The sequence below is a fragment of the Mesorhizobium sp. M0923 genome (assembly GCF_040319365.1).
Classification (GTDB): Bacteria; Pseudomonadota; Alphaproteobacteria; order Rhizobiales; family Rhizobiaceae; genus Mesorhizobium.
Window position 1 is genome coordinate 342,412 of record NZ_JAMYNW010000004.1, and the last position, 12,844, is coordinate 355,255.

Annotated in this window: 10 protein-coding genes and 1 pseudogene; 6 read left to right on the top strand and 5 right to left on the bottom strand. The window is 64.3% G+C overall.

Annotated features, from left to right (window positions below):
• Positions 1 to 13 precede the first annotated feature (13 nt).
• On the top strand, positions 14 to 1,441 hold the full coding sequence (locus NKH89_RS09665) for a gamma-aminobutyraldehyde dehydrogenase (protein WP_352908660.1): 1,428 nt from the start codon (positions 14 to 16) through the stop codon (positions 1,439 to 1,441).
• A gap of 49 nt (positions 1,442 to 1,490) precedes the next feature.
• Here the strand turns inward: NKH89_RS09665 and nhaA are convergent, their stop codons facing one another.
• The 5 genes and pseudogenes from nhaA to NKH89_RS09690 form a co-directional block, all read right to left on the bottom strand.
• Positions 1,491 to 2,684, bottom strand: a complete 1,194-nt coding sequence (gene nhaA, locus NKH89_RS09670; RefSeq protein WP_352908662.1) for a Na+/H+ antiporter NhaA — start codon at positions 2,682 to 2,684, stop codon at positions 1,491 to 1,493.
• Between the two features lie 91 nt (positions 2,685 to 2,775).
• Entirely contained in the window at positions 2,776 to 3,339 is a 564-nt protein-coding gene (locus NKH89_RS09675; protein WP_023676342.1) for an ActR/PrrA/RegA family redox response regulator transcription factor, read from the bottom strand.
• A 63-nt stretch (positions 3,340 to 3,402) separates the two neighbouring features.
• Entirely contained in the window at positions 3,403 to 4,728 is a 1,326-nt protein-coding gene (locus tag NKH89_RS09680) for an ActS/PrrB/RegB family redox-sensitive histidine kinase (RefSeq protein ID WP_352483986.1), read from the bottom strand.
• A gap of 91 nt (positions 4,729 to 4,819) precedes the next feature.
• Positions 4,820 to 7,401 (bottom strand): annotated as a pseudogene (hrpB, locus tag NKH89_RS09685) (ATP-dependent helicase HrpB).
• 75 nt (positions 7,402 to 7,476) lie between these two features.
• On the bottom strand, positions 7,477 to 8,367 hold the full coding sequence (locus tag NKH89_RS09690; protein WP_352483984.1) for a DMT family transporter: 891 nt from the start codon (positions 8,365 to 8,367) through the stop codon (positions 7,477 to 7,479).
• Positions 8,368 to 8,393: 26 nt separating this feature from the next.
• Between NKH89_RS09690 and NKH89_RS09695 the strand changes: the two genes are divergently transcribed.
• The 5 genes from NKH89_RS09695 to NKH89_RS09715 all read left to right on the top strand — a co-directional run bounded on the left by NKH89_RS09695 (position 8,394) and on the right by NKH89_RS09715 (position 12,841).
• Positions 8,394 to 9,083 carry a PIG-L deacetylase family protein gene (locus NKH89_RS09695; protein WP_352483983.1) on the top strand — a complete coding sequence of 230 codons (690 nt, stop codon included), beginning with the start codon at positions 8,394 to 8,396 and terminating at the stop codon, positions 9,081 to 9,083.
• Positions 9,084 to 9,295: 212 nt separating this feature from the next.
• On the top strand, positions 9,296 to 10,627 hold the full coding sequence (locus NKH89_RS09700) for an ABC transporter substrate-binding protein (protein WP_023717957.1): 1,332 nt from the start codon (positions 9,296 to 9,298) through the stop codon (positions 10,625 to 10,627).
• 122 nt (positions 10,628 to 10,749) lie between these two features.
• A complete protein-coding gene (locus NKH89_RS09705; RefSeq protein ID WP_031211681.1) occupies positions 10,750 to 11,697 on the top strand; it encodes a carbohydrate ABC transporter permease in 948 nt (315 codons plus the stop codon).
• Positions 11,694 to 12,644, top strand: a complete 951-nt coding sequence (locus NKH89_RS09710) for a carbohydrate ABC transporter permease (RefSeq protein WP_023717959.1) — start codon at positions 11,694 to 11,696, stop codon at positions 12,642 to 12,644. The genes NKH89_RS09705 and NKH89_RS09710 overlap by 4 nt, the downstream gene beginning before the upstream one ends.
• A complete protein-coding gene (locus tag NKH89_RS09715) occupies positions 12,641 to 12,841 on the top strand; it encodes a hypothetical protein (protein WP_352483982.1) in 201 nt (66 codons plus the stop codon). Before NKH89_RS09710 ends, NKH89_RS09715 begins: the two co-directional genes overlap by 4 nt.
• Positions 12,842 to 12,844 lie beyond the last annotated feature (3 nt).

Below are 12,844 nucleotides of genomic sequence, written 5' to 3' on the forward strand. Positions count from 1 at the left end.
GGGAGAGACTTCCATGGACACGCAGATGCTGATCGGCTCGAAATTCGAAAAAGGCACCGAGACCGAGGAACCGATCCTCAACCCGAAGACCGGGGCGAGCATCCTCAATCTGCCCGAGGCCAGCCCGGCGCAGATCGAGGCGGCGGTGCTTGCCGCCGAAAAAGCGTTCGTCACCTGGTCCCGCACAACGCCGGCGCAGCGCGCCGGCTATCTCCTGAAGATCGCCGATCGCATCGAGGCCGCGGCACAGGATTTCGCGGCGCTCGAGGCGCTGAACTGCGGCAAGCCGATCAATGCCGTGCTTAATGACGAGATCCCGGCGATCGTCGACTGCTATCGCTTCTTTGCCGGTGCGGTCCGCTCGATGCCCGGCCAGGTCGCCGGCGAATACATTCCCGGCCACACCTCGATGGTCCGCCGCGACGCCATCGGCGTTGTCGCGTCGATTGCGCCGTGGAACTATCCGCTGATGATGATGGCCTGGAAGCTGGCGCCGGCGATTGCCGGCGGCAACACCGTCGTCTTCAAGCCGTCGGAACAGACGCCGCTGACCGCGCTGAAGCTTGCGAAAATCCTTGCCGAGATCCTGCCGGAAGGCGTCGTCAACGTCGTGCTCGGCCGCGGCGACAGTGTCGGCAACACGCTGATCAACCACCCGAAGGTCAACATGATCTCGATCACCGGCGACGTCGCCACTGGCAAGAAGGTGCTGCAGGCCGCCGCCAAATCGGTCAAGCGCACACATCTCGAGCTCGGTGGCAAGGCGCCCGTCATCGTCTTCGACGACGCCGATCTCGGTGCAGTGGTCAACGGCCTGCGCGCCTTCGGCTATTACAATGCCGGCCAGGACTGCACCGCCACCTGCCGCATCTATGCCGGCAAGAAGATCTACGACAAGCTTGTCGCCGACCTCTCCGCTGCGGTCTCGACCATCAAGTATGATCGCCCCGACGATACCGAGAACGAGATCGGCCCGCTGATTTCGCGTCGCCAGCGTGATCGCGTCTCGAGCTTCGTCGAGCGCGCGTCTGAGCTCAAGCACATCGAGATCACCACGGGCGGCAAGCCGGGCGAGGGCTCCGGCTTCTTCTACCAGCCGACCGTCGTCGCCGGCGCGCTGCAGGAAGACGAGATCGTGCGCCGCGAAGTGTTCGGCCCGGTGGTTTCGGTCACCCGTTTTTCCGAAGTCGACGAGGCGGTGAACTGGGCCAATGACTCTGACTATGGCCTGGCGTCATCGGTGTGGACCAAGGACGTTTCGCGCGCCATGGCGACGGCCGCCCGCCTGCAATATGGCTGCACCTGGATCAACACCCACTTCATGCTGACAAACGAGATGCCGCATGGCGGGTTGAAACAATCCGGCTACGGCAAGGACATGTCGCTCTATGCGCTGGAGGATTATACAGCCGTCCGCCACGTCATGATTGCGCACGGGTAGGGTCCAGATGCGGGAGAAGGTGGCCTGAAGGCCGGAAGTGGCGGCGCGACTATTCTTCCGCCTCGTCCGTCCCGTCCGCCGCCGGCGCCACCAGCAGCACGGTGGCGCCGAGGAGCGCGGCGATGAAGGAGCCGGCGAGGATGCCGACCTTGACCGCGTCCTGCAGAGCGACGTCGCTGGCGAAGGCGAGCAGGCCGATGAACAGGCTCATGGTGAAGCCGATGCCGCAGAGCAGCGAAATGCCGATCATGTGCAGCCAGCCGGCATTGACCGGCAGATCGGCGAAGCCGAGCCGGATGGCAAGCGCAGAAGACCCGAACACGCCGACCAGCTTGCCGGCGACGAGGCCGGCGGCGACGCCGAGCGTCAGCGGCTCGGCCAGGGCGGCAGCGCTGAGACCGCCGAGCGAGACGCCGGCGTTGGCAAAGCCGAAAATCGGAATGACGAAAAAGGCGACGACTTTGTGCAGGCCGTGTTCGAGCCGGTGCAGCGGCGAATGGTCGAGATCGTGGCCGCTGCCCAGCGATATCTTCAATGGAATGGTGAGGGCCAGCGCGACGCCGGCAAGCGTCGCATGGACGCCCGATTTGAGCACCAAAACCCACAGAACGATGCCGAGCAAGACGTACGGCAGCAACGTCAGCACCCGCATGCGGTTGAGCACCACCAGCAGCGCGATGACGGCGAAGGCGGCGCCGAGATAGGCGAGCGACAGGCCGCTGGTATAGAACACCGCAATGATGAGCACGGCGCCGAGATCGTCGATGATGGCGAGCGCGGTGAGGAATATCTTCAGCGAGCCCGGCACGCGGCCGCCAAGCAGCGACAGCACGCCGAGCGCAAAGGCGATATCGGTGGCGGTCGGGATCGCCCAGCCGGACAGAGCGGCTTCATTGTTGCGGTTGATGGCGACGTAGACCAGTGCCGGCACCGCCATGCCGCCGGCGGCGGCGATGCCGGGCAGCACGCGGCGCGGCCAGGTCGAGAGCTGGCCGTCGAGCATCTCGCGCTTGATCTCGAGGCCGACCAGCAGGAAGAACACCGCCATCAGGCCGTCATTGATCCAGTGCGAGACGCTGAGCGGTCCGAGATAGGCGTGGAGGGCGGAGAAATAAGCCTCGCCCAGCGGCGAATTGGCGACGATCAGGGCCAGGGCCGCCGCAGCCATCAGGATGAGGCCGCCGGCCGCCTCGCTGTCGAGGAATTCGCGCAGCATGGAGACCAGCCGCTTTTCGTCCTGCATGTCGCCTCCGTCGTATCAGCGGCAAGGTCCGACACCGCCAAGCGATGATGCGCAAACAGCGCCGGCCGGGCAAGCCTGCAGTCAGAGCCTTTTAGCGCGGCGCGCGCTTGGCGAGGATACGCTGCAGCGTGCGGCGATGCATGTTCAGCCGGCGCGCGGTTTCCGAGACGTTGCGGTCGCACATTTCATAGACGCGCTGGATGTGCTCCCAGCGTACCCGGTCGGCCGACATCGGATTTTCGGGCGGTGCTGCGCGTTCGCCCGCCGTGCGGGTCAGGGCTGCAAAGATGTCGTCGGCGTCGGCCGGCTTCGACAGATAGTCGATAGCGCCGAGCTTCACCGCCGTCACCGCGGTGGCGATGTTGCCGTAGCCAGTGAGGATGATGGCGCGGGCATCGTCGCGCTTCTCGCGGATCGCGGCGACGACGTCGAGGCCGTTGCCGTCGGCCAGCCGCATGTCGACCACCGCGTAGGCAGGCGGATTGGCGCGCGCCTTGGCAACCGCCTCCTCGACGCTCTCGGCCGTCTCGACCACGAAACCCCTGGTTTCCATGGCGCGGGCAAGCCGCGTCAGGAACGGCTTGTCGTCGTCGACGATCAGCAGCGAGGTGTCCTCGCCTTCGACCATTGCGCCAATCGTTTCGTCAGTACTCATCGTGCTGAAAATCCTGCTGCCTGATTTTTACGCAAATATAGTTTCGCGACGCTATTGTCCAATTTAGGCCGTGTCGAACATGGTGGCCGAAGCCTGCTCGGGATTGAGGAAGACGCTGCGCGGCCACGATATCTGCACGATAGCGCCCTCGCCGGGCTCGCTCGAATTGCGGAAATCGAGCGTCGCCCCGGAGCGTTCGAGCAAGGTCTTGGCGATGAATAAGCCAAGGCCGAGGCCGCCGCCGGCTTCGGTGCCTTGTCGCGTCGACATATAAGGTTCGCCGATCCGGTCGATGATCTCCGGCGGAAAGCCCGGCCCGTCGTCGATGATCGAGAAGCTGACGGCGGCCTCGTTCCAGCTCCAGCGTACAGTGACGTTCTTGCGAGCGAAGTCGACGGCGTTCTCGACCAGATTGCCGAGGCCGTAAATGACGCCGGGATTGCGCCGGCCCACCGGTTCCGGGCCGATGCGCTCGCCCGGCCGAAGCTTGATCGAAATGCCGAAATCGCGGTGCGGCGCCGTCACCTCCTCGACCAGTGAGGTCAGCGGCAGGCGCGAGAGGTGCACCTCGCTCTCGGAGGAAAGGCTGGTCAGGCGCTTTAGGATTTCGCGGCAGCGCTCGCTCTGCGAACGCAGCAGCTTCACGTCCTCGCCGTATTTGGGATCTTCGCCAAGCGCCTTCTCCATCTCCTTGGCGACAAGCGTGATCGTGGCGAGCGGCGTGCCGAGCTCGTGCGCGGCGGCCGCGGCGAGGCCGTCGAGGGCTGAGAGATGCTGCTCTCGCTGCAGCACCAGTTCGGTGGCGGCAAGCGCGTTGGCAAGCAGCCGCGCCTCCTCGGCCACCCGGAAGGCATAGATCGCGGTAAAGGCGATGGAGCAGAACACCGCCATCCACATGCCGGCGACATAGATGAACGGCATCGCCAATGGTGCGCCCTCATGCCAAGGCAGCGGCAGGTGGTAAAAGACCAGCAGCGTCGCCGCCACGATCACCAGCGCGCCGAGCATGGCGGTCAGCCGCAGCGGCAGCGACGTCGCCGAGACGACGACGGGCACGGTCATCAGCAGCGAAAACGGATTGGTGAGGCCGCCGGTCATGTAGAGCAGGCCGGCAAGCTGCAGGCTGTCGAAGGTCAGGATGGCAAAGGCCGAGAGCGGGGTAAGCCGATGCGCCGCCGGATAGCGGAAGGTCAGCAAAAGGTTCATCCAGGCCGAACAAGCGATCAGCGCAAAACACATGCTGACCGGCAGCGGAAATTTCAGCCCGTAAGCGACGACAAGCACGGTCAGGCTCTGGCCGACGATGGCAAGCCAGCGCAACCTGATCAGCGTGTTGAGGCGCAGCCGCTGGCTTTGCTGGAAGTCGGGTGCGTGCAGGATGTTTATCATGGTCAATGATTATAGAGGGGAAACAGCCGGAGGTCTTTTCCGAAAAAGCGCCGAAGCTGGCCTTCCGTTCGGGATAACAGTCCGGGAATCATTAGGTACCGCGCGGTTTGGCGCGGCTCGTGGCGGCGGCGAGAAGCGGGTTCTCCGGCCAGACATGCCTGGGATAACGGCCGCGCATGTCTGTCCTCACATCGGCCCAGGAGCCGCGCCAGAAGCCGGGCAGGTCGCGCGTCGTCTGGATCGGCCGGTGCGCCGGTGACAGCAATTCGAGCGTCAGCGGCACAGTGCCGTTGGCGATCGCGGGATGCCGGTCGAGGCCGAACAGCTCCTGTACGCGGATCGCCAGCACCGGCCATTCGCCGTCATAGCGGATCGGCAGCCGACTGCCCGACGGCGCGTCGAAATGGGTCGGCGCCAATGTGTCGATCTTGCGCTGCAATTCGTGCGGTACCAGCGTCATCAGGCCTTGCGAAAGCACGCTGGGATCGATCGCCGTAAAGGATGCGGCACCGGAAAGGAACGGCAGCAGCCAGTCGTCGAGGCGCTCGACGAGCGCCGCATCGGAGACATCGGGCCATGGCGCACCGAGGCCGCGATGCAGCCAGCCGAGCCGCTGCCGCAACGTCTCCGCTTCCCTGCTCCACGGCAGCAGCGACAGGCCGTGTTCGCGCAAGGCGTCGAGAATGGCGCTGTCTGCGTCGGCACCGGTCGGCGCCGGCAGCATGCGTTCGGACAACGTGATGGCGCCGAGCCGAACCGTTTCGCGCACCCGCACCGCGCGCCTATCGCGGTCGAAGCTCACCTCGCGGCGAGTCTCGATCTTTTCCGCCAGCGCGGTGCGGATGTCGGCCTCGTCGAGCGCCGCCGCCGCGGTGATGCGGGCGTTCTGCGCCTTACCCTGCAGATCGGCGACGACGAGCCAGGTCTCGCCGGCCAGCGGGTCGGAGGCGTCGAGCATGGCGCCGGAGCCGTTGGCAAGCACGAAGCGGCCACGCTCGCCGCGCGCTTTAGCGACCCGGTCCGGCCAGGCATGGATGAGGAGAGCGCCGGCGGTGCTGCCCTCTCCCTTGAGGGGAGGGTCGATCCGCGTAGCGGACCGGGGTGGGGTCGGTTCGGGCACGCCATCGGCGACCCCGCCGCGTCTCCCTCGTCTCGCTGCGCTCGGCTCGCTCGCCGACCCTCCCGTCGAGGGGAGGGTGAAGCCTGCTTTGCCAACCTCTCGGCCAGCTGCCGGGCAGCGGTGGCACGCGGCGATCTTTCGGCATGAAAGCGCATCAGCCGCCGTTCGAGATCGGCACCATCGCCGCCAAGGCCGCGCTCGGTGAGCAGCATGGCCAGCATCGCCGCCTCGAGCGCCTGGCCGGTCCTTGCCGCCTCGGCGACCATGTGGGCGAGCCGGACCGGCAGAGCCAGCTTGCGCATCGCGGCACCGGCCTCCGTCAAGCGCCCTGCCGCATCGACGGCATCGAGCGCGCGCAGCAGCGCCCTTGCCTCGTTGAGCGCCGGAGCCGGCGGGGGGTCGAGGAAGGACAGGCTCGTCGGATCGGCAACGCCGAACGCCGCGCAATCGAGCAACAGGCCGGAGAGATCGGCTTCGAGGATTTCCGGTGGCGTGAAGGCCGGCAGTGCCGCTGTCTGCTCGGCCCGCCACAGCCGGATAGCGACGCCCGGCTGTGTGCGCCCGGCCCGGCCGGCGCGCTGGTCGGCGGAAGCGCGGGAAGCACGCACCGTCTCCAGCCGCGTCAGGCCGCTGGCCGGCTCATAGCGCGGCAGCCGCGACAGGCCGGAATCGATGACGACGCGCACGCCGTCGATGGTGATGGAGGTTTCGGCGATCGACGTCGCCAGCACGACCTTGCGACGCCCGGGCGGCGCCGGCTTGATCGCTGCGTCCTGCGTCCTGTTGTCGAGCATGCCGTAGAGCGGCACGATGTCGGTGTCGGCGCCGACCTTGCCCGCCAGCCGCTCGGCGGTGCGCTCGATCTCGCGCTGGCCGGGCAGGAAGACAACCACGCTGCCCTCCTCCCCGGCAAGCGCCGAGCGGATCACCCTGGCCATGGCATCCTCGATGGTGACGCCGGCCGGCCGCTCGTCATAGCGGATGTCGACCGGAAAGGCGCGGCCTGCGCTCTCGATCACCGGCGCGCCGGAAAGCAATTTTGCGACACGCGCGCCATCGAGCGTCGCTGACATGACCAGCAATCTGAGGTCGGGCCTCAGCGCACCCTGCACGTCGAGCGCCAGCGCCAGCCCGAAATCACCGTCGAGCGAACGTTCGTGGAACTCGTCGAACAACACCGCCGAGACACCAGGCAGCTCGGGATCGTCGAGGATCATGCGGGACAACACGCCTTCGGTGACGACGACGATCCTGGTCTTCGCGGAAGTCCGGTTTTCCATGCGCATGGCATAGCCGACGGTTTCACCGGGCTCTTCGCCAAGCAGTTCGGCCATGCGGCGGGCGGCAGCGCGGGCGGCGAGGCGGCGCGGCTCGAGCAGGATGATCTTTCCGGCGCCGAGCCATTGCGCATCGAGCAGCGTCAGCGGAACCAGCGTCGTCTTGCCGGCGCCGGGCGGAGCCACCAGCACGGCGCTGTTACCATGGCTCAGCGCTTCATTGAGCGCCGGCAAGACCGCGGAGACCGGCAGGTCCGGCAAAGGTTTTGTCGTCATTGTCCTATGATGTGCAGCCAGTTGGCAGCGATCGCATATCAGCGGTGGCGGTCGCCGCGCAAGCTTGGTACCAGCTCAAAGTCGGGTCCGCGCAAACGGGTTCCAGCGCACCGTGCCGAGCCGCACCTCCTCGCGCACCATCGTCAGCAGACCGGAACCGCCGACCACGGCAAGCCCGACCAGCGACAGAAAATCCGGATATTCCCTGAAGAACAGCGCGCCTAGAACCACCGCCCAGACGATCTGCGAATAATGCGTTGGCGCGATGCGGTTGGCCGGCGCGTATTTGACCGCCAGCAGATGCAGCAACTGACCGCCGGCGGTAAAGGCGCCGGCCAGCACCAGCCACGCCCATTGCCTGCCATCCGGCAGCGAGAACGAGGTAGCCGCCGCACCGACGCCGTTGAAGAGCAGGCCGTAGCCGATCAGCACGCCGAGCATCGTCGTGCGCTTTTCCTGCGCGGCGAGCGAACGCATCAGGATGACATTGGTGGCGGCCAGGAAGGCGATGATGAACGCCGCCAGATGACCAAGATGCAACTCGCGAAACCCAGGCCTGACGACCAGCATCACCCCGGCAAAGCCAGCGACGACCGCCAGCCACCGCCATGGGCCGACCTTCTCTTTGAGGACGAGCGTGGCCAGGATGGTGACGAACAGCGGCGCCAGGAAGATCAGCGCATAGACTTCCGCCAGCGGGATGGTGGTGAAGGCGTAGACGCTGAGCACGCCGGAGGCGATGCCGGCCCAGGCGCGGGCCTGTACCGCCCAAGGCCGTGTCGTGCGCCAGAAATCGCGCCAACGCTCGCCTGGCGGCCTGGCAAAGAGCAGAAAGCAGCCGGCAAACAATGTCGAGAAGAAGCCGATCTCGAAGACGTTGAACTGCCCGCCCAGGCTTTTGACAACCGCGTCGCTGCACGAATAGCTTGCATAGGCGATGAGAGCGAGCAGAATTCCGTTGGGCACGTTTTCCATTTCCGGGAGGGATGAGAGTGAAGATATTGGCGCTTGGCGCGCATCCGGACGACATCGAGATCTTCATGTTCGGTACGATGGCCGCCTATGCCGCGCAAGGCGCAGAACTCTTTTTTGCCGTAGCCACGGATGGCGCCAGGGGCGGCTACGGCGATCCGGCCGCGCTTGCCCGCACGCGCCGCAAAGAGGCGACGGCGGCGGCCGGTCTGCTTGGCGTGACGCCGCGCTTCATCGATTTTCCCGATGGCGCGCTGGTGGCGGACGCCGCCCTGATCGCGGCGCTGAAAGCACTGATCGGCGAGATAGGGCCGGATCTGGCGATCACCCATGCGCCGAACGACTATCATGGCGACCACCGCGCGCTATCGGATAGCGTGCGCATCGCAGCGTCATTCTCGGTGCCGGTGCTGCATGCCGACACGCTCGGCGGCACCGGGTTTTCGCCAACGCACTACGTCGATATCTCCAGGCATTTCGATCTCAAGGCGGAGGCGATCCGGGCGCACCAATCGCAGGATCCCGAGCGTTTCGTCGACGCGGCGCGCACGCAGAACGCCTTTCGCGCCGGCCAGTGCAACGGCCCAGCCGGATCGTTCGCCGAGGCCTTCCGCTTCGAGCCGGTCTTCCCCTTCGCCGATATCCGCGCGCTGCTGCCGCCGGCCCCAGTGATCCGTCCGGTGGCGGTCAGCAACAAGACGGTGACCTAGGCAGGTCGCCGCAACTTCTCACGTTGCTTTCCTATCCAGCATGCTGCGGTGCAGCAACGAATTCGCTTGCCTTGTTTAGTAAAAATTGCATCACTAAACAAATTACTAAACATCCGACGTGTTGCCGCGCCGTTGTGTTTAGGCCCCGGAGGAGGGGTTTAGCGGGCTCTTGAAACCGTCATCCGGACGCGTTTCGCAAATGGGAGGAAGGCATGAAATCGACCTTGAAACTGGCGTTGGGACTGGCATCGACACTCCTCGCGTCGACAGCCGTTTCGAACGTCGCGCAGGCAGAAGATCTGACGCTTTGCTGGGCAGCCTGGGACCCGGCTAACGCGCTCGTGGAATTGTCCAAGGACTTCACCAAGGAAACCGGAATCGGCATGAAATTCGAATTCGTGCCGTGGACCAACTATGCCGACCGCTTTCTCAACGAGCTGAATTCGCACGGCAAGCTGTGCGACATGATCATCGGCGACAGCCAGTGGATCGGCGGCGCCGCCGAGAACGGCCATTACGTCAAGCTGAACGACTTCTTCGACAAGGAGAAGATCAGCATGGACGATTTCGTGCCGGCGACTGTCGTCGGCTACTCGGAATGGCCGAAGAACTCGCCGAATTACTGGGCGCTGCCGGCTATGGGCGACGTCGTCGGCTGGACCTATCGCAAGGACTGGTTCTCCAAGCCGGAACTGCAGAAGGAATTCAAGGAGAAATACGGTTGGGATCTCGGCCCGCCGACAACCTTCGACCAGCTGAGGCAGATCGCCGAATTCTTCCAAAAGCGCGAGATCGACGGCAAGACCGTCTATGGCGCGTCGATCTACACCGAGCGCGGCTCGGAAGGTATCACCATGGGTGCCATGGACGTCCTCTACAGCTTCGGCTTCCAGTATGAAAATCCGAAAAAGCCCTACGAGATGGAAGGTTTCGTCAACTCCGATAAATCGGTGAAGGGCTTGGAGTTCTACAAGGCGCTCTATGATTGCTGCACCCCTCCCGGCGCCTCGAACAGCTACATGGGCGAAGGCGTCGACGCCTTCAAATCCGGCCAGGTGGCGATGCACATGAACTTCGCCTTCACCTGGCCAGGCCTGCAGAAGGACGAAAATGTCGGCGGCGACAAGATCGGCTATTTCGTCAATCCCAAGGGTCCCGACGGCGACCAGTTCGCCCAGCTCGGCGGCCAGGGCATCTCGGTGGTCTCCTATTCCGACAAGCAGGAAGCCGCGCTCAAATACATCAAATGGTTCGCCAACAAGGACGTGCAGTCCAAATGGTGGTCGCTCGGCGGCTATTCCTGCCTCAACGCGGTCGTCAAGGACCCGGGCTTCCCGGCCAGCCAGCCTTATGCGCAGACCTTCCTCGACTCTATGGCCATCGTGAAGGATTTCTGGGCCGAGCCGAGCTACGCACCGCTGCTGCAGGCATCGCAGAAGCGCTTCCACGACTATGTCGTTGCCGGGCAAGGCTCGGCCAAGGACGCGCTCGACGGCCTCGTCAAGGACTGGACCGAGGTCTTCCAGGACGATGGCAAGATGTAATCGGATGTAACCGGCTCCTCCCGAGCCCATGACCGAACCGTCCCGTGCCGCCCTTGGCACGGGACACAGTTCAGATAAATTCCATTGTCGAGACGATCCAAGTGACCGAAGCAGGACTGACCATGCTCAATCGGACGGCGGACAGCGTTGCCCGGGCTACGCCTGAGCCGTTGGCCCGCAAGGTCCGGGGCATCAGCGACAAGGGCCTCGCCTGGCTGTTCATCTCGCCGACGATCCTGTTGCTTCTCGCCATCAATATCTTCCCGCTGTTCTGGGCGATCTACCTGTCCTTCACCAACTTTCGCGCCAATCGCCCCAACGAGGTGGTGAAGAACCTTGGGCTGGCCAACTACAAGCGCATCCTCGCTGACCAGGACATCTGGATCGCCATGCAGACGACGGCGCATTTCGTGTTCTGGACCATCCTGCTGCAGACGCTGATCGGCTTTACGCTGGCCTGGCTGATCGACCGCAAGTTCCGCGGGCACGCCTTCTGGACGACGATCATCCTGGTGCCGATGATGCTGTCGCCGGCGGTGGTCGGTAATTTCTGGCGCTTCCTCTACGAGCCGCAGATCGGGCTGTTCGCCTACGCCGTTTCGTTCGTCACCGGCATTCCGGCAACCGAGATCAGCATGCTGTCCAACGTGTCGCTGGCGCCATGGTCGATCATCATCGTCGATACCTGGATGTGGACGCCTTACGTGATGCTGATCTGCCTCGCCGGCCTGCGCTCGATCCCCGAATACATCTACGAAGCGGCCGAGGTCGACCGCGCCTCCAACTGGCGGCAGTTCTGGTCGATCACGCTGCCGATGGCGCTGCCCTTCATCATGCTGGCGGTGCTGTTTCGCGGAATCGAAAACTTCAAGATGTTCGACATGGTCAATTTGCTCACCGGCGGCGGGCCGGGATCGACCACCGAAGTGGCCTCGATCACGCTGAAGCGGCAGGCCTTCGAAAGCTGGCGGACGGGCTATTCCTCGGCCTTCGCCATCATCCTGTTCGTCGCGGTGTTCGGCTTGGCTAACATCTACGTCAAGGCGCTCAACAAGGTGAAGCAGAGATGAGCCTGACGTCAGCCCATTCCGTTGTCGCACCCTCGGCCACGTCGAAGCGCGTCGCCGGCACGATCATCGTCGCCTACGCGCTGATCTCGATCGTGCCGCTGCTGTGGATCTTCGCCACCAGCTTTAAGACGCCGCCGGATTCGATCGCCTATCCGCCGAAGATCCTGTTCCAGCCCAGCGTTGAGGGCTACTGCAACCTGTTCACGACGCGGACAAGGCAGACGCCGGAATACATCAACTCGCTGGGGCCGGCGACGGGCCTTTGCGACGAGACGGTGCGCAAGCGCAACATGGTGATCGCCGGCCCCTCGAACTTCATGCCGCGCTTCGTCAATTCGCTGATCATCGCCTTCGGCTCAACCTTTTGCGCAGTGTTCCTCGGCACGCTGTCGGCCTACGGTTTTTCGCGCTTCAAGGTGCCGCTCGCCGACGACCTTTTGTTCTTCATCCTGTCGACGCGGATGATGCCGCCGATCGCTGTCGCCATCCCAATCTACCTGATGTATCGCGAGCTTGGCCTGTCGGACACGGCTCTCGGCATGATCCTGCTCTATACGGCGGTTAACGTGTCGTTGGCAGTGTGGCTGCTGAAAGGCTTCATCGACGAGATCCCGCGCGAATATGAAGAAGCGGCGATGATCGACGGCTACACCAGGCTGCAGGCGTTCTGGCGCACGGTACTGCCGCAGGCGACCACCGGTATTGCCGCAACCGCCATTTTCTGTCTGATCTTTGCCTGGAACGAATATGCCTTCGCTGCGCTACTGACCTCGGGCACGGCGCAGACCGCGCCGCCCTTCATCCCGACCATCATCGGCGAAGGCGGCCAGGACTGGCCGGCGGTCGCGGCCGGCACAACGATCTTCCTGGTGCCGATCCTGGTCTTCACCATCCTGCTTCGCAAGCAATTGCTGCGCGGCATCACCTTCGGCGCGGTGCGCAAATGAGCATGACCGCAAAACGCAAATCGCGCTGGCCCGTTTGGGCCAGGCGCGGGCTGATGGAAAACGTCGCCACGGCGACCATCGCCATCGGCTTCCTGATGCTGTTCCAGCCCTTCGCGCTGGCGCTCTACACCTATTCCTTCATCACCATGCTGGCCGGCACGGCGATGTTCATCATCGTCTCGAAATTTCCGGAGTAGACG